The sequence below is a fragment of the Mycobacterium sp. NPDC050853 genome, assembly GCF_040653875.1.
Taxonomy (GTDB): domain Bacteria; phylum Actinomycetota; class Actinomycetes; order Mycobacteriales; family Mycobacteriaceae; genus Mycobacterium.
Genome location: NZ_JBFAGW010000004.1, coordinates 83,702 through 106,441 on the forward strand (window position 1 = coordinate 83,702; position 22,740 = coordinate 106,441).

A 22,740-nucleotide genomic window follows, 5' to 3' on the forward strand; every position below is an offset into this window, starting at 1 on the left:
CGTTGCTGGTGCTCATGCGTGTGCCGCCGCCTTACGTTCGCGGGCAATCTGCTGGACCGCGCCGAGCCCGTTGTACACGGGCTTGGACAGGGTCGCGGACTTCGAGGACAGGTAGACAAGCGGCCACGTCACCAGGAACACCACGACGACGTCGAGGATGGTGGTGAGCCCCAGGGTGAACGCGAAGCCCTTCACCTGGCCGATGGCCAGGACGTAGAGCACTACGGCGGCCAACAGGGTCACCGCGTTACCCGACAGGATCGTCTTGCGGGCGCGTGCCCAACCGCGCGGCACCGCCGAACGATATGAACGACCTTCTCGTATCTCATCTTTGATGCGCTCGAAGAACACCACGAAGGAGTCGGCGGTGGTGCCGATACCGATGATCAGACCGGCGATGCCCGCAAGATCCAGGGTGTAGGAGATGTATCGGCCGAGCAGAATCAAGATCGCGTAGACCATCGCGCCGGAGGCCACCAGGGACAACGCGGTCAGCAGACCCAACACGCGGTAGTAGAGCAGCGAGTACAGCAGCACGACCGCCAAACCGATGGCGCCCGCGATGAGACCGGCCTTGAGCGAGGTCAATCCGAGTGTGGCCGAGACAGTTTCTGCATCAGAGGCCTCAAAGGAAAGCGGCAGCGAGCCGTACTTGAGTGCCGCGGCGAGCTGCTTGGCCTGGTCGGAGGTGAACTGTCCGCTGATCTCGGTCTTACCGCCAGGGATGGGTTCGCGGATCGCCGGTGCACTGATCACCTTGGAGTCCAGCGTGAAGGCGGTCTGGGTGCCCTGCTGCCAATGCGACGCGGTGTAGTCCGCCCACACCTTGGCGCCGGTGGACTTGAATTCCATGCTCACCACATAGATGCCGCGCTGTTGGTCAAGTCCCGAGCTGGCGTCCTTGATTTCTTCACCGCTGATGATCGACTTGTCCAGCAGGTACGCCGCCTTCCCATCCTGCGAGCAGGTGATCAGCGGGAGGTTTGGGTCATCGTTGCCGACCAACGGATCCTCGTCGGCGCAACTGGCGGCCTGCGCTTGCAGTACCGCGATCTGCAGCCGTGGATCCTCACTCTGCCGCAGCTGCTTGTGCATATCGATCAACGCCTTGCGCTGCTCGCCGTCCTGCTTGGGAGGCAATTGCGTCGGAGGAGTTGCAGGCGTGGTGGCGGCCGGGGTCGCCGGCGCAGTTGCCGGGGCCGGGGGCGGAGGCGGAGTGGTGGTTTGGGCCGGATACGGGCGCGGCTGCGGCTTGGGTGTCGGTGCTGCCGGTGCTGCCGGTGCGGATTCGGCCGGCGCTGCGCCCTGTTCGCCGCCAGGCTTCCCCGCCGGACCACCAGGCTGCTGCGGCTGCTGCGGCGGCTCTGCAGGTATTTCCTGCAGGACGGGCCGGATATAGAGCTTGGCGGTCTGACCGAGGTTCCGAGCCTCGCTGCCGTCGTTACCGGGCACCGTGATGACGAGGTTGTCGCCGTCGATGATGACTTCGGATCCGGAGACGCCGAGTCCGTTGACGCGTGCGTTGATGATCTGCTGCGCCTGTGTCAACGCTTCCCGAGTCGGCTTTGAACCGTCGGGGGTACGGGCCGTCAGGGTGACGCGAGTACCGCCCTGCAGGTCGATACCGAGCTTGGGCTTGGCCTGCTTATCGCCGGTCAGGAACACCAGCAGAAAGGCACCTATCAGTAGCACCAGGAAGGCAGCCAGATAGCGCGCGGGATGCACAGGGGCCGATGGAGAGGCCACGTGTCCGGTCTCCTTGCTTGTCGAGGGCGGGTCGTCGGGGGCTTTCAGGCTTTCGGCAAGGCGAAAGCCACTAGTCCTTGGTCAGCTCGACCCCGGAGCTCTCGACGTCGCGAGAGGTCTCCTCAACGGTGTCATCGGTGTCTTCGTCCGAGTCCTCGATCTTGCCGCGGACGGCGAGCTTCATCCAGCGTGTCACGACGCCCGGCGCGATCTCCAGATCGACGTCGTCGTCGGTGACGGCGGTGATGGTGCCCTGCAGCCCGGATGTGGTGTGCACCCGGTCTCCGATTGCCAGGGAGTCATGCAGCGAGATGGTGGCGTCGAGGGCCTTGCGCTGCCGACGGTTCGCGAAGTAGAGGAACGCGCCCATGACGAGAATGAGCGGTAAGAAAACGATGAACGATTCCATGGCGGCTTTCGGGGTTCTTTCCGTTGGGTCTTCACAAGATCAAGCACGGTCTGCGTGAACGAGCGCGCGACAAGCCACCAGTGTGCCATCCGACTCTGCGGAATCGACGCGAACCCCGTGCCCGCCAGGACTGGAGCGTCGTGTCAATCAAACAGTCCGGTCTGCCCCAGCGCCTGCGGCGGCGGGGTCAGACCCAGATGCGTCCACGCCAATGGGGTCGCCACGCGTCCGCGCGGCGTACGGGCCAGCATCCCGGCACGCACCAGGAATGGCTCGCATACCTCTTCTACAGTGGTCGACTCCTCCCCGACCGCCACCGCCAGCGTTGACACGCCCACCGGACCGCCACCGAAGCTGCGCGTCAGGGCCGAAAGCACCGCTCTGTCGAGACGATCCAGACCCAGTTCGTCTACGTCGTATACCTCTAGGGCGGACTTCGCGACATCGATGGTGATCACGCCGTCCGCGCGCACTTCCGCGTAGTCGCGGACCCTGCGCAGCAGTCGGTTGGCGATACGCGGGGTGCCCCGTGACCGTCGGGCGATTTCCACACCGGCGTCGTCCCCCAGTTCGATACCGAGGATTCCCGCCGACCGGGCCAGCACGAGTTCGAGCTCGGGGGGCTCATAGAAGTCCATATGGGCCGTGAATCCGAATCTGTCCCGCAGCGGCCCGGTGAGCGCTCCTGATCGGGTGGTCGCGCCGACCAACGTGAACGGGGCCACTTCCAGGGGGATCGACGTCGCACCGGGTCCCTTGCCGACGACGATATCGACGCGAAAGTCCTCCATGGCCAGATACAACATTTCCTCGGCGGGCCGGGCGATGCGGTGGATCTCGTCGATGAACAGCACATCGTTTTCCACGAGGTTGCTCAGCATCGCCGCGAGGTCGCCGGCTCTTTCCAGCGCCGGCCCCGAGGTCACCCGTAGCGCGGAGCCCAACTCGGCGGCGATGATCATGGCCAATGAGGTCTTCCCGAGCCCGGGCGGACCGGACAGCAGGATGTGGTCCGGGGTGCTGCCACGATTCTTCGCGCCGGACAACACGAGCTCCAGCTGCTCGCGCACGCGTGGCTGGCCGATGAACTCGTGCAGGGTCCGCGGCCGCAATCCTGCGTCGACATCGCCCTCGCCGACCGTCAGGGCACTGGACATCTCGGCGGTTTCGAAGCCCTCCTCCTCGGCCTCAAGGTCCCCGAACTCGTCGAAGCGACTCATCGCGTCTTACCCAGCAGCGTCAGTGCCGAGCGCAATACGGTCGAGGTGTCGCCATCGGAATTGTCTTGGGCCAGCACGGCATCGGTGGCTTGCTCGGCTTGTTTGGCGGGGAATCCGAGGCCCGTAAGCGCCTCGATGACCTGTGTGCGCACCAGCGATCCAGTGCCGCGGCCCAGCTCGGTGGATCCGCTCGGGGCGGCCGCCACCTTCTCCCGCAGTTCCAGCACCAGGCGCTCGGCGCCACGCTTACCGATCCCCGGCACCCGGGTCAGCGCCGTGACATCGCCATCGCCCAGTGCCTGACGCAGCGTCGGTGCGTCGTACACCGCGAGCGTGGCCATCGCGATCTTGGGCCCCACACCAGAGACCCCAAGCAGCGTCATGAACAGATCGCGGGCATCGGTGTCGGTGAAGCCGTACAAGGTCATCGAGTCCTCGCGGACAATCATCGCCGTGATCAGCCGCACCTGCGTGCCGCGCCGCAGCGTCGACAGTGTCGCCGGGGTGGCGTTGACGCGATATCCGACACCGGCGGCCTCGATCACCACATGATCGAGCGCAATGTCGATGACCTCGCCATTGACCGAAGCAATCATTCGATACCACCTTCTTCGCGCAAGCGGCTCATCATCGCGCCACCGCCTTCATTCGGGCCGCAAAGGCCTTCCGCTGCTTTTCCGCTGCGGCCTCCGCTTTGGCCATCCTCGCCAGCATGGGCGCACGCCAGCAGTGACAGATTGCCAGGGCCAGTGCATCCGCCGCGTCCGCGGGTGACGGCGCCGTCTGCAGCTGCAGGATGCGGGTGACCATGGCTGTCACTTGCGATTTATCCGCCCGCCCGTTGCCGGTTACCGCTGCCTTGACTTCCGACGGGGTGTGGAAATACACCTCGATTCCCCGTCTTGCGGCGCACAGCGCGATCACCCCGCCGGCTTGAGCGGTTCCCATCACGGTGGAGACGTTGTGCTGAGCAAAGACACGCTCGATGGCGACCACATCGGGGCGGTGAGTGTCCATCCAGTGTTCGACGACCTCACTGATCGCCAGAAGTCGTTGCGGGAGAGGCTGATTGGCCGGGGTACGCACGACGTCGACATCCAGGGCAACCACCTTGCGGCCCGAGGAGGCCTCGACCATGGACAGGCCACACCGGGTAAGACCCGGGTCGACTCCCATCACCCGCACGTGTCAGCCCTCTCGCCGTAGAACAACTGTTCGATCAGCATATCGAGGGGTTTCGCCCATCCGGCATATCAACACGCGAGGGCTCTCCAAATGTCAACGCTCGTTGGCCTAAACTCAGCGCATGTCCACCGAACCTCGGCGATCGGACGCCACCCGCGCGGCCATCCTTGAGGCTGCCCAGGAACACTTCGCCGGCGTCGGCTACGAGAAGGCAACCATCCGAGCCATCGCAGCGACCGCGGGTATCGACCCGTCCCTGGTGATGCGCTATTACGGCAACAAGGCAAAGCTGTTCGCGGCGGCCGCCAACTTCGACCTGTGCCTGCCTGATCTCACCGCAGTGCCCCATGCCGAGCTCGGCACGACGATGGTCGAGCACTTCATGGACCGCTGGGAAGTAGACGACACGATGGTCGCACTCCTACGCGCCGCGGTATCGCACGAATCCGCGCGAGCGCGAATGGAGGACATCTTCAGCAGCCAGACGGTTCCTGCCATGGCGCCAGTGATCTCGGATCACATCCTCGAGCGTGCTGCCCTGGTTGGCACGCAGATGATCGGCTTCGCCGCATGCCGCTACATCCTCAACTTGAGTCCCGTGGTGGACATGACGCGCGAGCAGGTCATCGACTGGTTAGCGCCAATCATTCAGCACTACCTCGACGCACCCGCACCTCAGGCCGCGGGCTGAGCCCAGGGGCGCAGCCTCGGAATCCATCGCGGTACGTGCTGGGAGTACTCGGCGTAGTCGCGGCCGAACCGCTTCAACAGGCCGCGTTCCTCAACCAGGGGGAAGTAGATGGCGTTGACGGTAATGAACACCGCCGCGAAGATCAGCAGACCAACAGAGTTCACGGCGAGTGCCTCGCCCACCAGGATGGCGATCACTCCGGTGATCATCGGGTTGCGCACGTAGCGGTAGGGACCGAAGACCACCAGTCGGGTCGGTGGATCGAATGGCGCCAAAGAACCCTTACCGATCTGATGGAAGAGCAGCACCGTCCGCGTCACCAGGAACAGGCCCGCACCGATCAACAGCGTCCCGATCACCGTCGCCGCCATCGACATCTGGTCCGACATCCACGAGGGCACTTCCATGCCCAATCCGTAGAGGATGACCAGTGGAATGAGGACTGTCATGGTGACCGGCAGCGCGAGTACGGCACGCGCGGTGCGCCAGAGACTCGTCGATTCGGGCGCCGAGATGACTGTTTGTGTGGCCATGACGGGCCTCCCTTCACTCCTAGATGTCTAAGATGTACGCCTACTTGACATAGCTGTCAACACATGTTGACCAACAGTCGTTGACATCACAGTAACGCCGCACGGGTGGCGTTACATTCCCGACGATTACTGTCGTCATAGTGTCTGCCGGAAACCTGTCGATCCAGAAAACGATTCAGTGGTGGCCTCCCCTTGGCGTGATCACGATGTTGGTGCTCGGATTCACCGTCGGGAAGGGTTCAACACCCTTTGACATCTGGTTTTTCGATGCGACCCAACAGGTATTCGGGGTGCAGCCACGCTGGCTATTGATCTTCACCGACTGGGCGCTGCTCGGACCGGTACTGCTGGCCTGCATCGGCTTCGAGCTGTATCGCCGGCGCTGGCGGGTGGCGGCGGTGGTACTCGCCTGTCCGTTCGTCGCGATCTGGACCACTCAGGCCACCAAGCTGCTCGTGGGACGCGAGAAGGGCGGCTACCTCGCCTACCCCAGCGGCCACACCACGCTGGTGGTATCGGTGATGGGAATGGTCGTGCTGGTGGCCGGCGGGGCGATGTGGTCCTTCGTTGCCGCTGCGATCGTCAGCACGCTGGGGCTACTCGGGCAGGTTGCCTGCGGGTATCACTACGTCACGGACACCATCGGCGCCGTGCTCGTCACCACCGCGGTGGTGACCCTGGCGGTCTGGGCGGCCGGTCAGTCCTCGTCGAGCGCGGCCAGCACCTCATCGGACAGGTCCACGTTGGTGTAGACGTTCTGCACGTCGTCGCTGTCCTCCAGCGCGTCGACCAGCTTGAACACCTTGCGGGCCCCGTCGACATCGACGGGGACGCTCACCGACGGCTGAAAGCTCGCTTCCGCCGACTCGTAATCGATCCCGGCAGCCTGCAGCGCCTGCCGCACCGCAACGAGGTCCGTGGGCTCGGAGACGACCTCGAAGCTCTCGCCCAGATCGTTGACCTCCTCGGCACCCGCCTCCAGGACGGCCATGAGCACGTCATCCTCGGACAGGTTCCCCTTGTCGAGGGTCACCATGCCCTTGCGGGAGAACAGATAGGACACCGACCCCGGATCGGCCATGGCGCCACCATTGCGGGTCATCGCGACACGCACCTCACCGGCGGCACGGTTGCGGTTATCGGTCAAGCATTCGATAAGCACCGCGACACCATTCGGGCCATAGCCCTCGTACATGATGGTCTGCCAGTCGGCGCCGCCGGCTTCCTCGCCGGCACCGCGCTTGCGGGCCCGCTCGATGTTGTCATTGGGCACCGAGGTCTTCTTGGCCTTCTGGATGGCGTCGTAGAGCGTCGGGTTGCCGGACGGATCACCGCCGCCTGTGCGCGCGGCGACCTCGATGTTCTTGATCAGCCTGGCGAACTCCTTGCCACGGCGCGCGTCTTTGACGGCCTTCTGATGCTTGGTGGTGGCCCACTTGGAATGGCCGCTCATGTACCCGGTTACTTCTTTCTGTCTGTGTTCATTTTCAGCGCTGACCGAGTGTACTCGCGCAACTAGGGTGAACCGCATGACTGTCCTGGTGGAAGACCCGATTGTCGACGCCGTGCTGGACCGATACGCGGAAACCATCGGCGAGAGCCTGACCGACTACCGCAACCATCTGTACCGCGCCATGAACTACCAGCTACGGCTTCTCGGCATGACCGAGGCACCACCCGAGATTGCCTTGGCGTGGGCGACACACGATATCGGGATCTGGACGGCAGGCACCTGGGACTACCTCGATCCGTCGGTGGCGCTCGCCGAGCAGCTGGCGCCGGAATTCGGAGTCACCGACATCGCGCGGGTGCGGTCGATGGTGGCCGAACACCACAAGCTGCGCACCGTTGAGGACTTGTGGGTCGAGACCTTCCGCCTAGGCGACCGGATCGATGCCTTCCGCGGTCTGTACGTCTGGACCGGTCTGGAACGCTCTGATGTGCGCGAGGTCGTGGAGGCGTTGCCCTACGGCGGTTTTCACGGATTCTTGTTGCGTACCGCGGGAAGGTGGACGCTTAAGCACCCGCTGCGCCCCATGCCGATGCTCCGCTGGTGAACCGCACGTGCCAGATCCCCCGGCCGAGCAGACACTTAGTGCACAGAAACCCCAGGACGCGCGTGCAATACGCGTCTGCTCGCGCAACGGGCTGCTACGAAGCACGCACCATATCGACGAAGAACTCGTGCACCCGACGGTCGCCGGTCACCTCGGGGTGGAACGCCGTCGCCAGTGCGCTCCCCTGCCGGACCGCGACCGGATGCCCCTGTGCACTGGCCAGCACCTCGACGTCCTCGCCGACACGCTCGACCCACGGCGCCCTGATGAATACCGCGTGCAGCTCACTGTCGAGCCCGATGAAATCCAGGTCGCCCTCGAAGGAGTCGACCTGACGGCCGAAGGCATTGCGCCGCACCGTCATATCGATGGCGCCGAGTGCCACCGCATCCGGACGGGTATCGAGTATTTCGCTGGCCAGCAGGATCATGCCGGCGCACGAACCGTAGACCGGCAGGCCTTCGCGTAGGCGCTCCGTGAGCGGGTCCAACAGTTCGAACACACGCAGCAGGTTGCTCATCGTGGTCGACTCACCACCGGGGATCACCAGCGCGTCCACCTTGGCGAGCTCCTCGGGACGGCGCACGCTCGCCACGTCGACACCCGAATCTCTCAGGGCAGCAACATGTTCCCTGACATCACCCTGCAATGCCAGCACGCCGACGAGCGGGCTCACGCCATGTTCCCCTTGGCAATCGACGCCTCATCCGGGTTCCGTTCGTACCGGGTGAGACCCTCCTGCACCACCGCCGCGACCATTCGGCCCTCGCGGTCGAAGATCCGGCCCTGGGTCAGCGCGCGTCCGTAGCCGGCAGACGGCGATGTCTCGTCGTACAGCAGCCACTCGTCGGCGCGGAACGGTCGCAGGAACCACAGCGCGTGGTCAAGGGATGCCGTCTGCAGCACCGCATCCCGATGCGGCACTTTGGACGAGCTCAGCAGGGTCAGGTCGCTCATATAGGCCAGCGCACAGATATGCAGCACCGGATCGTCGGGAAGGTGCTTACGGCAGCGGAACCATACGCGTTGCTGCGCGGCAAGCCGTGGATTCCGATCCATCAGCTCATCGGGAACGATACGGATATCCCATTCGGCGAACTGCCGGAACAGATCACTACTGAACGACTCCTCCGCATCCTGTACATCCGGCAGGTCCTCGGGTGCCGGCACCGGTGGCATCAGATCCTGATGCTCGATGCCGCTATCCAGGGTCTGGAAGGAAGCGGACATGCTGAAGATGGGCTGGCCGTCCTGGATCGCGGTGACGCGGCGAGTACAGAACGACCGTCCCTCGCGCACCCGGTCAACGAGAAACACGGTGGGCTCGTTGGGATTTCCGGGCCGCAGGAAGTATCCGTGCAGGGAATGTACGAGGTACTCCGGCTCTACGGTGCGAACCGCCGATACCAACGACTGTCCCGCGACCTGTCCACCGAAGGTGCGGCGCAGGCTGCTCGGGGTCACGTTGCCCCGAAAGATGTCCTTTTCGAGCTGTTCCAGCGTCAGGATCTCTTCGATATCGGCCATCAGCTAGCCCCGACGCTCCTCGCGTAAGCGGCTCATCGCATTACCAGCCGCGCTCGGACAGCCGATGCGGCTGAGCGATGTCCTCCACGTTGATGCCGACCATCGCCTCACCGAGACCACGCGACACCTTCGCGAGCACGTCCGGGTCGTCGTGGAAGGTGGTGGCTTTCACGATCGCCGCGGCCCGCTGCTCCGGGTTGCCGGACTTGAAGATTCCGGATCCGACGAACACACCCTCGGCGCCGAGCTGCATCATCATCGCGGCATCGGCGGGGGTGGCGATACCACCGGCGGTGAACAGGGTGACCGGGAGCTTGCCTGCCCGTGCAACCTCGACCACCAGCTCGTATGGGGCCTGCAGTTCCTTTGCAGCGACATACAACTCGTCCTCGGCCAGCGAGGTGAGGCGACGGATCTCGCCGCCGATCTTGCGCATGTGGGTGGTCGCGTTGGACACGTCACCGGTGCCGGCCTCGCCCTTGGAGCGGATCATTGCCGCACCCTCGGTGATACGACGCAGCGCCTCGCCCAGGTTGGTGGCACCGCACACGAAGGGCACGGTGAACTTCCACTTGTCGATGTGGTTGGTGTAGTCGGCCGGGGTCAAAACCTCCGACTCGTCGATGTAGTCGACGCCGAGGCTCTGCAGGATCTGCGCCTCCACGAAATGCCCGATCCGGGCCTTCGCCATGACGGGGATGCTGACGGCGCCGATGATGCGGTCGATCATGTCCGGATCGCTCATCCGGGACACGCCACCCTGGGCGCGGATATCGGCGGGCACCCGCTCCAACGCCATGACGGCGACGGCTCCGGCGTCTTCGGCGATCTTCGCCTGCTCGGCGGTGACGACGTCCATGATGACGCCGCCCTTGAGCATCTCGGCCATACCGCGCTTGACGCGCGCGGTGCCGGTTCCGGTCTCGGGGGACGTTCCGTTGGTCGTGCTAGTCAACTGAGGGCTCCTGGATGTCGGGTTCTTCCATCAGTCTAATGCCGCCGCACCAGCGATTTTGCTCCGGGAGGTGCGGTGACCGGGCTCACCCGATCAGAATCGGTTCGCGGCGCCCACCAGCGACTACCGCATCGGCCGCCGCGGCGGCCTCATTCAGCAGCTCTCCTAGCTGATTGGGGAACACCTGCTCCCCCGACGCCGTCAATGCGGCGATCTGCTCGGCGTCGCACCAACGGTGGCCGGTGATGTAGCGCTGCTCCAGATTGGTGCGGCCATCGGTGGCCGGCTCGAATCTCTTGGTGCGGTGCACAAAGAACAGTTCCTCGGAACGGATGGTGGTGCCGTTGAAGTCGAAGACGGCGACCCGACGCCACAGCGGCCCGACGAGCCGTCCGGAGGGCACCGTCAATCCGGTCTCCTCGACCAGCTCGCGCACTGCACCATCGGCAAGCTTCTCCCCCGACAGGGTTTGACCGCCGACCGTGAACCACCAGTGCACCGCCGGACTGGGCGCGGCCGGGTCGAAACCACGCAGCAGCAGCACCCGACCGTCCTCGTCCAACAGGATGATCCGCGCCGAGGTACGGAAGTTGGCCAGAGCAGGATCCTCGGAGCCCGCGCCCTGCAGATCAACGATCTCGAAATATGTTGGCATCGGCGCCGTTCCGCCCAGCCGCAGCCACCGCACGGGACGGCGTACACGCAACGCGAGGGTGTCACGCACTGCGTCGTTGTGGAAACGGCGCGCAATCAGCACCCTCGTTTCGGCATCGGCGAGTTCGGCCACCAGCGCGGGCCGCAGCCGGTTTGGGTCGATGGTGGATAGTGCGGAGGCCAGCTGGTTCTCCGCATCCTCGCGCCAGTTGCGTTCAGCACGTTCGGCTTTGGCCGCCACCTTGATCAGCTGATTGTCCTTGAGCGCATCTCCCACTGCCCGCGCGACGACGGCGCGGCGCGCCAGGGCGGCATCGAGCGACTGCCAGGACAGGTCGCTGCGCACATGCAGGCGGTCGAGTCGGTTGGCCACCAGATAGGCCCACAACAGGCCGAAGGCGAGGAAGGTCGCGATGAGGGCGATGACGATGACGGTCAACGCCGAGAAGGTCACCAACTGTCGACCTTCACCCGTACACCGGCGGCGGTCACGGTCTCGTAGACGAGCATGATCTGCTGCGCGACCACCGACCAGTCGTACCGCTGCACCGCTTCGGTACCGGCCGCGACAAGCTCCGCGCGACCTTCGTCGTTGCCGAGCACTTCGATGATGGCCGCCGCCAAGGCATCAGGGTCGCCCGTCTGCGTCAGCCGGCCGGCCTTGCCGTCCAGTAGCACTCGCCGAAAGGCGTCGAGCGAGCTCGCGACCACCGCGGTACCCGCGGCCATCGCCTCCACCAACACGATGCCGAAGCTCTCGCCACCGATGTTGGGTGCGCAGTACACGTCGGCGCTACGCATTGCCGAGGCCTTGGTCGCATCGTCGACCTGGCCGAGAAACCGCAGATGTTTGGCCAATGGACCTGCCTGCGAGCGCAATTCGTCCTCGTCTCCACGGCCGACGATCAAGATCTCCACATCGGAGAAGCCTGCGGTGATCTTCGGTAGCGCCCCCATCAGCACGTCCATACCCTTGCGCGACTCGTCGTAGCGGCCCAGGAACAACACCGTCTTACCCGCTCGCGGGTAGCCCTCGAGCGGCGGCGCCCCGGAGAAGGATCGAACATCGACGCCATTGGGTATCTCGACCGCGTCGGAACCTAGTGCCTCCATCTGCCAGCGCCGTGCCAGCTCGGAGACGGCGATCCGGCCGACGATCTTCTCATGCCAGGGACGCAGCACGGCCTGAAAGACGCTCAGCGTCAACGACTTCGTGGTCGACGTGTGGAAGGTCGCGACGATAGGCCCCTCCGCGACCATGAGCGCCAGCATGGACAGGCTCGGCGCATTCGGTTCATGCAGATGCAGCACATCGAAGTCGCCATCCACGAGCCAGCGCCTGGTCTTGGCATAGGTGGCGGGACCGAAGCGCAGTCGCGCGACGGAGCCGTTGTATGGGATCGGGACGGCCTTACCGCCGGAAACCACGAATTCCGGCAGCTCCAGCTCCGATGACGATGGCGCAAGCAGGCTGACGTGATGGCCGCGATCCCGCATGACCTCCGCCAGCTGCACCACATGCGACTGGACGCCGCCCGGTACATCAAACGAGTAGGGGCAGACCATCCCGATGCGCACTACGCCTGCCCACCGACCGGATCCGTTTCCCGTGTGGGCTCCGACTCCTCTGTAGGGGTGGGCTGGGCCGCGGCGGCGCGCAGCTTGGTGCGACGGTCCTCCGAGAGGTCCTCGAGCCACAACGGTTGGAACATGTGCCAATCCGCGGGGCGCTCAGCGATATTGGCGGCGAACACATCGGCCATCGCCTGGGTGACCACCGCGACGTCCCCCGACGAGGTGTCAATAGGCGAATGAATCCTCACGCCCCATTGACCATGTGGGTCGAACCAGCAGTGCGCCGGAAGCAGATCCGCACCGGTGTCGATTGCCAGGCGTGCCGGGCCCGCAGGCATCCGGGCTTCAGCGCCGAAGAAGTCGACAGAGACACCGCTGCGGCTCAGGTCGCGATCGGCCATCAGACAGACGACCCGGTTCTCCCGCAATCGCTGGACGAGCAGCTCATACGGCCCGGACTGGTCACCGGTGAGCGGCAGCACCTCGAAGCCAAGGGTTTCCCGGTAATCAAGGAAACGTCGGTACAGCGATTCAGGCTTGAGACGCTCGGCCACCGTGGTGAAGGTGCCGTAGGTCTGGGCCAGCCAAACACCCGCCATGTCCCAGTTGCCGCTGTGCGGCAGCGCGATCACCGTTCCCTTACCGCGGTCCTGGGATGCCTCGATGTTCCGACGCCCGAAGGCGCCGCTGTCCAAACGGCCGGCAAGACGTTCCATGTTCTGTGAGGGCAGCCGGAACGCTTCACGCCAGTACCGGGCGTAGGACCGCACAGCGTCAAGCATCAGCCGATCGGGCACCTCGCGGGGATGCACCCCTAGTACCCGGGCGAGATTCTTGCGGAGCTGCTCGGGACCACCATCGCGCGCGCCGACCGTCGCTCCGAGATCGAATATGGCACGGGCGATCGGATCTGGTGTTACCTGTGTCAGTTTCCAGCCGGCGGCGTATCCCCAATCGGCAGCCCGTTCACCCCAGACGCTCATGACTGACTCGACTCCGCCGTGTCCTGGCCGCCATCGGGGTTGGGCAGCGCGTCCAGAGCACCGGCAGATGTGCGCACCGCGTGCATCCGTTGCGCCACGGTCACCAGGCTCCCGACCGCCAGCGCCCACATCGCCACATGCAATGGCCAGTGCACCCCGAGGCCTCCGCTGAAGGTCGCTCCGAGGAGCACGATGATGAGCCGTTCGGGGCGTTCGATCAGCCCGCCGTCGGCACGCAATCCGGACGCCTCGGCCCGGGCCTTCACATACGAGATCACCTGCGAGGTGATCATGCAGATCAGCGTGGCGACCACCAAAGACGTTGATCCCCAACCGAATGCGGCCCACCAGAGCAGACCGGCGAACACCGCACCGTCGGCGACCCGATCGCATGTCGCGTCGAGCACCGCACCGAACCGGGTGCCGCCGCCACGGGCGCGCGCCATCGCCCCGTCGAGCATGTCGAACATCGTGAACAGTGCCACCGCAATGCCACCCCAGAACAGGTGGCCCGTCGGGAACAGGGTGAGTGCCGCGACGACCGATGCCGCGGTTCCGAAGATGGTGACGGTGTCGGGGGTGAATCCGGCGCGCAGTACCGCATTGGCCAGCGGTTTCGTGATCTTGGCGAATGTCTCCCGGGATAGGAAGCCGCTCATGGCAATTGCTCCCAGGCGGTGGCGAGCAGTTTGCGGGTGTCCCGTAGCAGCTGCGGCAGCACCTTGGAATCGCCGATGATGGTGATGAAGTTGGCGTCGCCGCCCCAGCGCGGCACCACATGCTGATGCAAGTGCTCGGCCAGTGATCCACCCGCGGCGCTGCCCAGGTTAAGTCCCACGTTGAAGCCGTGTGGTCGGGAGACCTTCTTGATCACCCGAATCGCCTTCTGGGTGAACGCCATCAGTTCCCGGCTCTCGTCCTCGGTGAGGTCTTCGAGCTCCGCGACCTGCCGGTACGGCACCACCATGAGATGCCCCGGGTTGTACGGGTACAGGTTCAGCACGGCGTATACATGGTCGCCGCGCGCCACCACCAGCCCGTCTTCGTCGGCCATCTCAGGAATGTCGGTGAACGGAGCGGACTCTGCCCCGCTCGATTTCACTGCCTCGACGAGGTAGGTCATCCGGTGCGGGGTCCACAGCCGCTGCAAGTGATCGGGGTCGCCCACTCCCCGGTCGGTGATGGTCGAGTCCTCGTCAGTCACGGGTCCCCAACTTCATGAGCTCGGCTGTCGGCGACACATTCTCGCGTCTGCTTACCCAGTCGATGATCGCGGCGACGGCCTCCTCGCGGGGCACACCGTTGACCTGGGTGCGGTCACGGAAACGGAAGCTGACAGCGCCCGCCTCCACGTCGCGGTCACCGGCCAACAGCAGGAACGGCACCCGCTGGTTGGTGTGGTTGACGATCTTCTTGTTCATGCGGTCATCGCTGGTGTCGACCTCGGCACGGATGCCCTGGGATTTGAGCTGGGAGACAATGTCGTTCAGATACACAGCGTGGGCATCGGCGATCGGGATGCCCACCGCCTGCACCGGCGACAGCCAGGCCGGGAAGGCGCCCGCGTAGTGCTCGGTGAGCACACCGAAGAACCGTTCGATCGACCCGAACAGTGCGCGGTGGATGAGCACCGGACGCTGGCGGGTGCCGTCTGCGGCGGAGTATTGGAGATCGAACCGTTCGGGCATGTTGAAGTCGAGCTGAATCGTGGACATCTGCCAGGACCGGCCCAGTGCGTCCTTGGCCTGCACCGAGATCTTGGGGCCGTAGAAAGCGGCGCCGCCCGGGTCCGGGACCAGCTGAAGGCCGGAGTCGCGCGCCACCTGCTCCAGGGTTCTGGTGGCCTCTTCCCAGTCTTCGTCGCTACCAACGAATTTCGTCTCGTCCTTGGTGGAAAGCTCCAGATAGAAATCGTCGAGCCCGTAGTCGGACAGCAGATCGAGCACGAACCGCAGCAGTGAGGTCAGTTCCTCGTGCATCTGCTCGCGGGTGGTGTAGATATGCGCGTCGTCCTGCGTCATACCGCGCACCCGGGTCAGACCATGCACCACGCCCGACTTCTCATATCGGTACACCGAACCGAATTCGAAGAGCCGCAACGGCAGTTCACGGTACGAGCGGCCCCGCGCCCGGTAGATCAGGTGATGCATGGGGCAGTTCATGGGCTTGAGGTAGTAGTTCTGCCCCGGCTTGCGCACGGTGCCGTCCTCGTTGAGCTCGGCATCGATGTGCATCGGGGGAAACATGCCGTCGGAGTACCAATCCAGGTGCCCGGAGGTCTGATACAGGTTTTCCTTGGTGATGTGCGGGGTGTTGACGAACTCGTACCCGGCGGCGGAGTGCTTGGCGCGCGAGTAGTCCTCCAACTCCTTGCGGATGATGCCACCCTTGGGGTGGAAAACCGGGAGACCGGAACCGATTTCGTCGGGGAAGCTGAACAGGTCGAGCTCGACGCCGAGCTTGCGGTGGTCGCGTCGCAGCGCCTCTTCCAGCAGTTCGAGGTGCTTGTCGAGGGCTTCTTGGGACTCCCAAGCGGTGCCGTAGACGCGCTGCATGCTCGCGTTGGCCTGGTTTCCGCGCCAGTAGGCGGCCGAGCTACGGGTAAGCCGGAACGCCGGGATGTGTTTAGTGGTGGGAATGTGCGGGCCACGACACAGGTCGAACCATTCCCGTTCCCCGGTACGTGGATTCAGGTTGTCGTAAGCCGACAGTTCGTCGCCGCCGACCTCCATGACCTCCGGGTCGTCGGCGCCGGACTTGTCCGAAACCAGCTCCAGTTTGAACGGCTCACTCGCCAGCTCGGCCTGAGCCTCTTCGACCGAACCGTAGACACGGCGCGAAAAACGTTGTCCCTCTTTGATGATCTGCTTCATCTTCTTTTCGAGGGCGGTCAGATCCTCGGGAGTGAAGGCGTGATCGATCCCGAAGTCGTAGTAGAAGCCATCGGTGATCGGCGGGCCGATACCGAGCTTGGCGGCCGGGAAGAGGTCTTGCACGGCCTGCGCCAGCACGTGGGCGGCCGAGTGTCGGATGACGCTGCGTCCGTCCTCGGTGTTGGCCGCGACCGGCTCTACCTCGGTGTCGACCTCCGGGGTCCACGACAGATCCTTCAGGTTCCCGTCGACGCGCACGACAACCACGGCGTCCTCACCCTTACCGGGCAGGCCCGCCTCGCGCACCGCGGTGCCCGCCGTCGTCCCGGCCGGCACCCGGATCGGGGCCACAAGGGAAGACGGGTTGGGCGCAGTCATCAGCAGTTCTCCATCGTCAGAGGCGGGGGTTTGCGAACTCATGCTATCGGTCCACACCAGCGCCTTCCCAGCCTGATGGCGGTCGCTACACTCAGGCCGACCGCATCCGGAAGGTGTTCCGATACGCCAGCGGGGAGACACCGGTGAGCCGGCGGAACTGCTCCCGGAAATTCGCAGGTGAACCGAACCCCACCTCGCGCCCGATCCACTCCACCGGATCCGCGGAACTTTCCAACATCTGTTGGGCGTGACGGACCCGCACCCCTGTCAGCCACTGCATGGGCGTCTGGCCCGTTTCAGCGCGAAACCGCCGGTTGAGGCTGCGCACGCTGGTGGACGCCCGCGCCGCGAGGTCCTCCAGGGACAGCTCGCGATGGGCGTTGTGCTCGATCCACGCCAGAATCTCGCCAAGACCTGCCTCGGCACGCTGACGGTTTCTGATGACGTACTGCGCCTGACCGCCGTCGCGGTGCAGCGGCGCCACTGCTACTCGCGCCGCCGCGGAGGCGACCGCCGTGCCGTGATCGCACGCGACGATGTGCAGGCACAGATCGATACCGGCCGAGGCACCGGCGGAGGTGAGCACCTGCCCCTCGTCGACGTACAGCACGTCGGCATCCAGGCGTACCGCCGGGAACATCTCCCGGAACAGGTCGGCGGCCATCCAGTGGGTGGTGGCCCGCTTGCCGTCCAGGATCCCGGCCTCGGCGAGGGTGAACGCCCCCGCGCAAATGGAGGCGATCCGCACGCCGCGCGCGTATGCGGCCTGCAATGCCTCGATGACACCATCGGGGACGGGTGCGGTCACGTCGTTGCGGGCCGGGACCACGATCGTGTCCGCCTCCGAAAGGGCCTCAAGCCCAAGGTCTGTCGCAATGCCGAACGGCCCGGCGGAGACGACCGGTTCGGTGCCGCACACCCGCACGCGGTAGGGCCGGCTGCCGTCGGCCAGGTGCACGCGCCGGAACACCTCAACCGCGGTGGCGAGGTCGAATCCGATGGTTTCGGGAAGGGCGAGAACGACGACGGAGTGAGGCTTGTCCGAACGACCCGACAGCACGGAGTGAGGCCTGTCCGAACGACCCGACGACACGGTGTCCATGCGGCCAGCGTAAACCTCGATTGGCAATATCTCGTCGGATGCTGACTATCTGGCCACTTCTGCTCGGGTGACCTCTCATCGACCATGGCAGTCATGCAGATAGCGATTCTGGCGTACCCGGGGATGACGACACTCGATGCGATCGGTCCGTTTGAAGTGCTCAGGGGGTTACCCGATGCCGAGTTTCGATTCGTCTGGCATGAGCCGGGCCCGATAGTGACCGACAGCGGGGTGCTGGTGCTCGGGGCGACGCATTCATTCGAGGAAACGCAGACACCCGACATCGTCCTGGTTGGGGGTTCGATACCGGCCACCATGACCACGGCCGCGGATGAGGGCGTGCTGAACTGGCTCCGGAACGTGCACCGGACCACGCAGTGGACGGCGTCGGTATGCAGCGGGTCGCTCATCCTTGGTGCGGCCGGGATTCTGCAGGGTAAGGACGCCACCTGTCACTGGGCCGGGCAACGGATGCTCACCACCTTCGGCGCGAATCCCCGCCGGGACAAACGAATCGTGCGAGACGGCAAGGTGATCACCGCCGCCGGTGTCTCGGCAGGACTCGACCTCGGATTATGGCTCGTCGGCGAGATCGCCGGGCGATCGCGCGCCGAGGCCACACAACTCTGCATCGAGTACGACCCGCAGCCTCCGTTCGACACCGGCCATTTCAGCAAGGCCTCCACACGCAACAAGGCCGACGCGGTTCGAATGATGAAGGAGATGATCTCGACGCGCGAGGTCGGTTCGGAGTTTGTGGCGGGTTCAAAAGTGTTGTGGACAAATGTTATCGATCGCGTGCGGGGACGACGGTCAGCCGCCAAGTCCTAGCGGGCTCTTCAGCCACGGCGTCTCGATCCCGACCAGTGCAGCAACCCAGCCGACCGCGCCCAGCACCCATAGCGTGGCCACGACCACGGCTGCGGTGAAGAGCACCCCGATCCCCCGCACCCAGTGCGGCTGGGTGGAGAACCAGGCCATGAATCTGTCATACCGGGCCCTGACGGCGTGCAGAACCTTGCCTGCCCAGGAGAATTCGGTAGCAAGGATCGCCAGACCGAGGAACACGATCGCCCAGCCGGGTCCTGGATACGGGATGGTGATGATGCCCACAATGAGTACGGCCAGGCCCACGACGGCGACCACCATGCGATACGCGATGTCCAGCGCGGGCCGATCCCGCACCCGGTCGCGCCAACGAGCCCACCTGCGGGTGGCCCGGCGCCAGGCGTTTTCGGTCACGGCTGCCCGGGGTTGAGCTTCACGAAGAGCGCATCGGCCTCGGCGAGCACATCCTCGCCGTCGAGCAGCCTGCTCTTCAAGAACACCTTGCGCCCCTCCACCCGATCCAGGGTGCAGTCATATTGCAACTCCTTCTCGATGGGCGTGACCTTGCGGTAGTTGATGTTGAGGTAGGCGGTGCGCAGCTTGCGCAGATCGGTAAGCAGCATCGTGCCGGTGCCGATAATGGTGTCGAACAGCAGCCCCAGGCATCCGCCATGCACCGCGCCGTTGCGCCCCAGATGGTACCGCCCGAAAGTGGCTGTGCCCGTAAGGACTCCGTTGTCAAAACTATCGACCGTCATCGGGACCAACAGGATGTTTCCGCGCAGCGGAAGATCTGTGCGCCGACCCGATGGCGCGTCCCATTCGGAAACCTCGTGTGGGGCAAGCAGATCATTCATGGCCTCGATCTGATCGGCCAGCCCGGTGATCACCTCGTCAGGAGGCAGGACCGCGCGAGCGCGGTCCTGCAGGGTCCGCAGCGCATCGATGAAGCGGCCGTAGTCAGGGCCGCCCTTGAGGGTGGGATCGGGCGGATTGAACCCGCCACCCTCGTGCGCTGTTACTGCTTCCTCGGTGGTCATGCTCCCCTACGTTATTGGGGTGGATATTGCGCAGCTGAGCCAGCTCCCGTTCACCTACCCCGAGATCGGCGCGACGGCCGGTGAACTGCCCGCCGGATATCACCATCTGCACGAGTCGCAGCAGATCGGGACGGGTAGGGCGCGGTTCGAGGAGGCCACCGCGAGCCTGATGCGGTTCGGCATCCAACGCGGAATTGGACTTCCCGTGCAGACCTCCGCCCCGGACGTCGCCGAAGGTGTGAACGTGGCGACGCACCTGTGGCCGTTCTGGGCGTTGTGCCGTGTTGTGTACGTGATCGACGAGCCGAACCGGCGCGGTTTCGCGTACGGCACCTTGCAGGGACACCCGGAGACCGGCGAGGAAGCTTTTACGGTGCGCTTTGATCCATCCAATGACATTGTGTCCGTGGAGATCACGGCTTTCTCGAAGCCATCGTTCTGGTGGATTCGGGTAGGCAATCTCGTAGCCAGGCAGCTGCAGCGTTTGGTAACCAGGCGGTACCTGCGCGCGTTGTGAGTCGAGCGCCATCGATCGCCCCGACCAGAACCCTCCCCCGGTAGGCTACAGGTTAGCTGTTCATCTCCTTCAGCTACTTACGGCATGTCCGTTCACTAGGCATGTCTACTGGGAGTTCACCCATTCAGATACCCTTTCTCGCAATGCAGCAAATATTCCTTGAGTTGAAATCGTTATGATATGTAGCCTGTTGTTCAGGTTTCATTCATGCATTGTTAGGAGCTCTGAACCTCATGGTTTCGCTGCCCACTCGCATCGCGCTGTTCGCCGGGGCCCTGGGCGCCTCGGCCGCGATGTTCCTCGCCCCGGTCGCGGCCGCGGAGCCGTCATCCCCGGTGTGTTCAGCCGGCGAGACGCCGTACAACCACAGCTGCCGGACGGCCTGCGCCGGCGGCGCGCCGCGTGTCGGCGGGGCCTGCACACAGCCCGGCACCAACTTGTACGACCGCGGTTTCCACGAGCCAACTCACGAGGGCGCGAACCCACGCACTCCCCTGGGCACCAACCCGCAGGTGCCGTTCGGAACGAACACCACGACCGTTCTGCAGTAAGCCCATTACGACACGGTGCCCGGCTGACGATGCCTGTCAGCCGGGCACCGTCGTTTCGGGCGTCCTTCCAATCCGGGAATGAAACCGACCGCAACGGGGTAGACATCGCACATGGAACTCAATGAGGCCGCACGCACACTCATCGGGGCGGGCACAGATGCCACGCTCGTCACCATCAACGACGACGGCAGCCCGCAGGTGTCCGTCGTCTGGTTCGCATTGCAGTCCACCGCCGATGGCGACGAACTGGTATCCGCCCATCTATCCGGCGGATACAAGAAGTTGCGCAACATCCGGCGGGATCCACATGTCGCCGTGACCATCCTCGCGCCCAGCCAGCCGGGTCAGCAGCGCGAGTATCTGGCCGTCACAGGCACCGCGTGGGTCGTCGAGGGCGGGGCACCCGAGCTGCTCAAGCAGCTGGCCGTCTCGATGCTGGGCTCCGATGAACACTTCCCGCCGCCGAACGCCCCCTCCGGGTACCTCACCCGCATCCGCATTGACTCCATCGGCGGCAACGGCCCCTGGGTGTCGTGACACGGGTAGCCGTCAGTCTCGGATGATGCCCTTGTTGCGCATCAGAAAATCTGCAAGGAAGCCGTCGTGTGGGATGCCGGGTGCCGCGTACGAGGTGAGGTGCCCGCCGCTGTAGACGTTGGACACCGTCGGGTCACTGAGCAGATCGTCGATGAGGTCTTCGTCGCCGGTGATCGCATTGATGACGAGCGAATGCCGCAGCGGGGCTAGGCCATCGGCACGGGACCACGGTGAGATCCACACGCACGGAAACGCCAACTCGGTATTGAGTTGGTCGCCGTCGGGCCGCTCCAGCAGATGCAGTGCGGGTCGCAGCGCCGCGGAGCCGTCGCCGAGGTCCGCGACCACCTGATCGGCGCCCAACAGTGGCGTAGCGCCCCGGGCCTTGACCGCGAGGTAGTCCGCGAGGCGCCGCGCCGCGCCGAGGGGCTTGGTGGGCAGGATGGCACGTTCGTCGGTGATCGGAAGCGGTGCAATCGTCGCAAGCCTGGCCGCAACCGCCTCCGACAACGGGCGCGGGTCCCCCTCATAGAGAACGGCCGTGGCGTTGGTGCATGCCATCCCGCCCTGACCGCTGATCGACTCGACGATGACATCGAGATAGTCACGCCAGTCCTGTTCGGCGGTAATCAGGATCTTGGTGCGGCCGGGCCCGTTCGCCATCACCGTCGGGTCGCCGGCGTACTTGTCGACGATGTCTTGCCCGCCGTAGACGATCGCGAGGTCGGCCGCGGTGATGATCTCGGCCGCACCTACGTGGCCGGTGGGCAGATACACCGCGTCCTCGGGTCGAAATCCTGCCTGACGCAACGCATTGACCAGCCGGTGACCGGTGAAGGGCTCACGCCGCGACGGACGTATCGCGACCCGGTAGCCAAGCGCCAGTGCCTGCGCCCACGAGCCGTGAACACCCGGGCTGTTTCCCGATGCGTGCACCGCCAACACCTCGCCGCGACGTGTCCACACCGCGCTCCCCCGTCGGGTGCGCTCATCGCGCCAATCGCGGGCGGCGCCCACCGGCTGGGCGGGTGTCACCGCATCGACCGCACATCGGACGGACTCGGCGACTCCGCGGGCGCTGGACCGCGCCACCGCGATCGGCAGACCCGATGTCCGGCTGACCATCTCGACGTATTGCTCGAAGCCCAAACCGCCGATCACCGCGGTGCCGAAGACCTCGGCGGCGCCGGCCAGCGCGATGGCGCGCTGCGCGGTCGACAGTGGTCTCGCGTTGTGCTGAGCCCGGATGCTGCGGTGCACATACAGCGGGGGCACGATGCTCAGCTCAGCGACCGGCGTCCCGGCCATATCGTTGATGACTTCACGGGTGCGGGTGCGGTATTCGCCGCTGGGGCCCAGCGCATCGAGTGCAATCACGA

Annotated in this window: 26 protein-coding genes and 1 pseudogene; 7 read left to right on the forward strand and 20 right to left on the reverse strand. The window is 65.0% G+C overall.

The window, feature by feature from the left end; genetic code table 11:
- Positions 1–12: 12 nt before the first annotated feature.
- From secD to ruvC, 5 genes are all read right to left on the reverse strand, one after another.
- Positions 13–1,746 (reverse strand): protein translocase subunit SecD, encoded by a 1,734-nt coding sequence (secD, locus tag AB0H22_RS14970; RefSeq protein WP_358147114.1) that lies wholly within the window; start codon positions 1,744–1,746, stop codon positions 13–15.
- A 70-nt stretch (positions 1,747–1,816) separates the two neighbouring features.
- Complete coding sequence (yajC, locus tag AB0H22_RS14975; protein ID WP_358147115.1) at positions 1,817–2,155, reverse strand: preprotein translocase subunit YajC; 339 nt, start codon at positions 2,153–2,155, stop codon at positions 1,817–1,819.
- Positions 2,156–2,298: 143 nt separating this feature from the next.
- Positions 2,299–3,375 carry a Holliday junction branch migration DNA helicase RuvB gene (gene ruvB / locus AB0H22_RS14980; RefSeq protein ID WP_180747793.1) on the reverse strand — a complete coding sequence of 359 codons (1,077 nt, stop codon included), beginning with the start codon at positions 3,373–3,375 and terminating at the stop codon, positions 2,299–2,301.
- Positions 3,372–3,971, reverse strand: coding sequence for a Holliday junction branch migration protein RuvA (gene ruvA / locus AB0H22_RS14985; RefSeq protein ID WP_358147116.1), 600 nt, complete (start codon positions 3,969–3,971; stop codon positions 3,372–3,374). Before ruvA ends, ruvB begins: the two co-directional genes overlap by 4 nt.
- 31 nt (positions 3,972–4,002) lie before the next feature.
- Positions 4,003–4,560 carry a crossover junction endodeoxyribonuclease RuvC gene (gene ruvC, locus AB0H22_RS14990; protein ID WP_358147117.1) on the reverse strand — a complete coding sequence of 186 codons (558 nt, stop codon included), beginning with the start codon at positions 4,558–4,560 and terminating at the stop codon, positions 4,003–4,005.
- Between the two features lie 121 nt (positions 4,561–4,681).
- Between ruvC and AB0H22_RS14995 the strand changes: the two genes are divergently transcribed.
- Positions 4,682–5,251 carry a TetR family transcriptional regulator gene (locus tag AB0H22_RS14995; protein WP_180747796.1) on the forward strand — a complete coding sequence of 190 codons (570 nt, stop codon included), beginning with the start codon at positions 4,682–4,684 and terminating at the stop codon, positions 5,249–5,251.
- A gap of 71 nt (positions 5,252–5,322) precedes the next feature.
- Here AB0H22_RS14995 and AB0H22_RS15000 read toward each other — a convergent pair.
- Positions 5,323–5,784, reverse strand: a pseudogene (locus tag AB0H22_RS15000) (methyltransferase); the annotation flags it as partial.
- A 140-nt stretch (positions 5,785–5,924) separates the two neighbouring features.
- Between AB0H22_RS15000 and AB0H22_RS15005 the strand changes: the two are divergent.
- Positions 5,925–6,536: a phosphatase PAP2 family protein gene (locus AB0H22_RS15005; RefSeq protein ID WP_180747798.1), complete on the forward strand. Its 612-nt coding sequence runs from the start codon at positions 5,925–5,927 to the stop codon at positions 6,534–6,536.
- On the opposite strand, the gene AB0H22_RS15010 is transcribed toward AB0H22_RS15005, so the two are convergent.
- Positions 6,482–7,237, reverse strand: coding sequence for a YebC/PmpR family DNA-binding transcriptional regulator (locus tag AB0H22_RS15010; protein WP_180747799.1), 756 nt, complete (start codon positions 7,235–7,237; stop codon positions 6,482–6,484). The genes AB0H22_RS15005 and AB0H22_RS15010 overlap by 55 nt on opposite strands.
- A 76-nt stretch (positions 7,238–7,313) precedes the next feature.
- On the opposite strand from AB0H22_RS15010, the gene AB0H22_RS15015 reads away from it, so the two are divergent.
- Positions 7,314–7,841 (forward strand): hypothetical protein, encoded by a 528-nt coding sequence (locus AB0H22_RS15015; protein WP_180747800.1) that lies wholly within the window; start codon positions 7,314–7,316, stop codon positions 7,839–7,841.
- 94 nt (positions 7,842–7,935) lie between these two features.
- Here AB0H22_RS15015 and pdxT read toward each other — a convergent pair whose 3' ends face one another.
- From pdxT to AB0H22_RS15065, 10 genes are all read right to left on the reverse strand, one after another.
- A complete protein-coding gene (gene pdxT / locus AB0H22_RS15020; RefSeq protein ID WP_358147118.1) occupies positions 7,936–8,517 on the reverse strand; it encodes a pyridoxal 5'-phosphate synthase glutaminase subunit PdxT in 582 nt (193 codons plus the stop codon).
- Positions 8,514–9,368: an acyl-CoA thioesterase II gene (locus AB0H22_RS15025; RefSeq protein ID WP_180747802.1), complete on the reverse strand. Its 855-nt coding sequence runs from the start codon at positions 9,366–9,368 to the stop codon at positions 8,514–8,516. Before AB0H22_RS15025 ends, pdxT begins: the two co-directional genes overlap by 4 nt.
- 40 nt (positions 9,369–9,408) lie before the next feature.
- The gene (gene pdxS / locus AB0H22_RS15030) at positions 9,409–10,323 is read right to left on the reverse strand and encodes a pyridoxal 5'-phosphate synthase lyase subunit PdxS (RefSeq protein ID WP_180747803.1); all 915 of its coding nucleotides are present in this window, start codon (positions 10,321–10,323) and stop codon (positions 9,409–9,411) included.
- An 85-nt stretch (positions 10,324–10,408) separates the two neighbouring features.
- On the reverse strand, positions 10,409–11,431 hold the full coding sequence (locus tag AB0H22_RS15035; RefSeq protein ID WP_358147119.1) for an NUDIX domain-containing protein: 1,023 nt from the start codon (positions 11,429–11,431) through the stop codon (positions 10,409–10,411).
- Positions 11,428–12,555: a glycosyltransferase family 4 protein gene (locus AB0H22_RS15040; RefSeq protein ID WP_358147120.1), complete on the reverse strand. Its 1,128-nt coding sequence runs from the start codon at positions 12,553–12,555 to the stop codon at positions 11,428–11,430. The genes AB0H22_RS15035 and AB0H22_RS15040 overlap by 4 nt, the downstream gene beginning before the upstream one ends.
- On the reverse strand, positions 12,555–13,535 hold the full coding sequence (locus AB0H22_RS15045) for a phosphatidylinositol mannoside acyltransferase (RefSeq protein ID WP_180747805.1): 981 nt from the start codon (positions 13,533–13,535) through the stop codon (positions 12,555–12,557). The genes AB0H22_RS15040 and AB0H22_RS15045 overlap by 1 nt, the downstream gene beginning before the upstream one ends.
- Positions 13,532–14,194 carry a phosphatidylinositol phosphate synthase gene (pgsA, locus tag AB0H22_RS15050; RefSeq protein WP_180747806.1) on the reverse strand — a complete coding sequence of 221 codons (663 nt, stop codon included), beginning with the start codon at positions 14,192–14,194 and terminating at the stop codon, positions 13,532–13,534. Before pgsA ends, AB0H22_RS15045 begins: the two co-directional genes overlap by 4 nt.
- Positions 14,191–14,739, reverse strand: a complete 549-nt coding sequence (locus AB0H22_RS15055; RefSeq protein WP_358147121.1) for an HIT domain-containing protein — start codon at positions 14,737–14,739, stop codon at positions 14,191–14,193. The genes pgsA and AB0H22_RS15055 overlap by 4 nt, the downstream gene beginning before the upstream one ends.
- Positions 14,732–16,786 (reverse strand): threonine--tRNA ligase, encoded by a 2,055-nt coding sequence (gene thrS / locus AB0H22_RS15060; RefSeq protein WP_358147471.1) that lies wholly within the window; start codon positions 16,784–16,786, stop codon positions 14,732–14,734. The genes AB0H22_RS15055 and thrS overlap by 8 nt, the downstream gene beginning before the upstream one ends.
- Positions 16,787–16,877: 91 nt before the next feature.
- Positions 16,878–17,888, reverse strand: a complete 1,011-nt coding sequence (locus AB0H22_RS15065; RefSeq protein ID WP_358147122.1) for a helix-turn-helix domain-containing protein — start codon at positions 17,886–17,888, stop codon at positions 16,878–16,880.
- A 93-nt stretch (positions 17,889–17,981) separates the two neighbouring features.
- Here AB0H22_RS15065 and AB0H22_RS15070 point away from each other — a divergent pair, with 93 nt between their 5' ends.
- Complete coding sequence (locus tag AB0H22_RS15070; protein ID WP_180747808.1) at positions 17,982–18,719, forward strand: DJ-1/PfpI family protein; 738 nt, start codon at positions 17,982–17,984, stop codon at positions 18,717–18,719.
- Here the strand turns inward: AB0H22_RS15070 and AB0H22_RS15075 are convergent.
- Positions 18,702–19,130 (reverse strand): TIGR02611 family protein, encoded by a 429-nt coding sequence (locus AB0H22_RS15075; RefSeq protein WP_358147123.1) that lies wholly within the window; start codon positions 19,128–19,130, stop codon positions 18,702–18,704. The genes AB0H22_RS15070 and AB0H22_RS15075 overlap by 18 nt on opposite strands.
- Complete coding sequence (locus AB0H22_RS15080; RefSeq protein WP_180747810.1) at positions 19,127–19,756, reverse strand: PaaI family thioesterase; 630 nt, start codon at positions 19,754–19,756, stop codon at positions 19,127–19,129. Before AB0H22_RS15080 ends, AB0H22_RS15075 begins: the two co-directional genes overlap by 4 nt.
- Before the next feature lie 19 nt (positions 19,757–19,775).
- On the opposite strand from AB0H22_RS15080, the gene AB0H22_RS15085 reads away from it, so the two are divergent.
- The 3 genes from AB0H22_RS15085 to AB0H22_RS15095 all read left to right on the forward strand — a co-directional run bounded on the left by AB0H22_RS15085 (position 19,776) and on the right by AB0H22_RS15095 (position 21,361).
- Positions 19,776–20,273 (forward strand): DUF1990 domain-containing protein, encoded by a 498-nt coding sequence (locus AB0H22_RS15085; protein ID WP_358147124.1) that lies wholly within the window; start codon positions 19,776–19,778, stop codon positions 20,271–20,273.
- A 233-nt stretch (positions 20,274–20,506) separates the two neighbouring features.
- Positions 20,507–20,824 (forward strand): hypothetical protein, encoded by a 318-nt coding sequence (locus AB0H22_RS15090; RefSeq protein WP_180747812.1) that lies wholly within the window; start codon positions 20,507–20,509, stop codon positions 20,822–20,824.
- Positions 20,825–20,935: 111 nt separating this feature from the next.
- Positions 20,936–21,361, forward strand: a complete 426-nt coding sequence (locus tag AB0H22_RS15095; protein ID WP_358147125.1) for a PPOX class F420-dependent oxidoreductase — start codon at positions 20,936–20,938, stop codon at positions 21,359–21,361.
- 12 nt (positions 21,362–21,373) lie between these two features.
- On the opposite strand, the gene AB0H22_RS15100 is transcribed toward AB0H22_RS15095, so the two are convergent.
- Positions 21,374–22,738, reverse strand: coding sequence for an aldehyde dehydrogenase family protein (locus AB0H22_RS15100; RefSeq protein ID WP_358147126.1), 1,365 nt, complete (start codon positions 22,736–22,738; stop codon positions 21,374–21,376).
- Positions 22,739–22,740: the final 2 nt, after the last annotated feature.

Bases quoted from the DNA above. Each gene is read 5' to 3' on its own strand.
- ruvB (WP_180747793.1), bottom strand. From the start codon at position 3,375: ATGAGTCGCTTCGACGAGTTCGGGGACCTTGAGGCCGAGGAGGAGGGC.
- ruvA (WP_358147116.1), bottom strand. From the start codon at position 3,971: ATGATTGCTTCGGTCAATGGCGAGGTCATCGACATTGCGCTCGATCAT.
- AB0H22_RS15015 (WP_180747800.1), top strand. From the start codon at position 7,314: ATGACTGTCCTGGTGGAAGACCCGATTGTCGACGCCGTGCTGGACCGA.
- pgsA (WP_180747806.1), bottom strand. From the start codon at position 14,194: ATGAGCGGCTTCCTATCCCGGGAGACATTCGCCAAGATCACGAAACCG.
- AB0H22_RS15080 (WP_180747810.1), bottom strand. From the start codon at position 19,756: ATGACCACCGAGGAAGCAGTAACAGCGCACGAGGGTGGCGGGTTCAAT.
- AB0H22_RS15045 (WP_180747805.1), bottom strand. From the start codon at position 13,535: ATGAGCGTCTGGGGTGAACGGGCTGCCGATTGGGGATACGCCGCCGGC.
- AB0H22_RS15095 (WP_358147125.1), top strand. From the start codon at position 20,936: ATGGAACTCAATGAGGCCGCACGCACACTCATCGGGGCGGGCACAGAT.
- thrS (WP_358147471.1), bottom strand. From the start codon at position 16,786: ATGACTGCGCCCAACCCGTCTTCCCTTGTGGCCCCGATCCGGGTGCCG.
- AB0H22_RS15065 (WP_358147122.1), bottom strand. From the start codon at position 17,888: ATGGACACCGTGTCGTCGGGTCGTTCGGACAGGCCTCACTCCGTGCTG.
- AB0H22_RS15070 (WP_180747808.1), top strand. From the start codon at position 17,982: ATGCAGATAGCGATTCTGGCGTACCCGGGGATGACGACACTCGATGCG.
- AB0H22_RS14995 (WP_180747796.1), top strand. From the start codon at position 4,682: ATGTCCACCGAACCTCGGCGATCGGACGCCACCCGCGCGGCCATCCTT.
- AB0H22_RS15025 (WP_180747802.1), bottom strand. From the start codon at position 9,368: ATGGCCGATATCGAAGAGATCCTGACGCTGGAACAGCTCGAAAAGGAC.
- AB0H22_RS15010 (WP_180747799.1), bottom strand. From the start codon at position 7,237: ATGAGCGGCCATTCCAAGTGGGCCACCACCAAGCATCAGAAGGCCGTC.
- yajC (WP_358147115.1), bottom strand. From the start codon at position 2,155: ATGGAATCGTTCATCGTTTTCTTACCGCTCATTCTCGTCATGGGCGCG.
- AB0H22_RS15090 (WP_180747812.1), top strand. From the start codon at position 20,507: ATGGTTTCGCTGCCCACTCGCATCGCGCTGTTCGCCGGGGCCCTGGGC.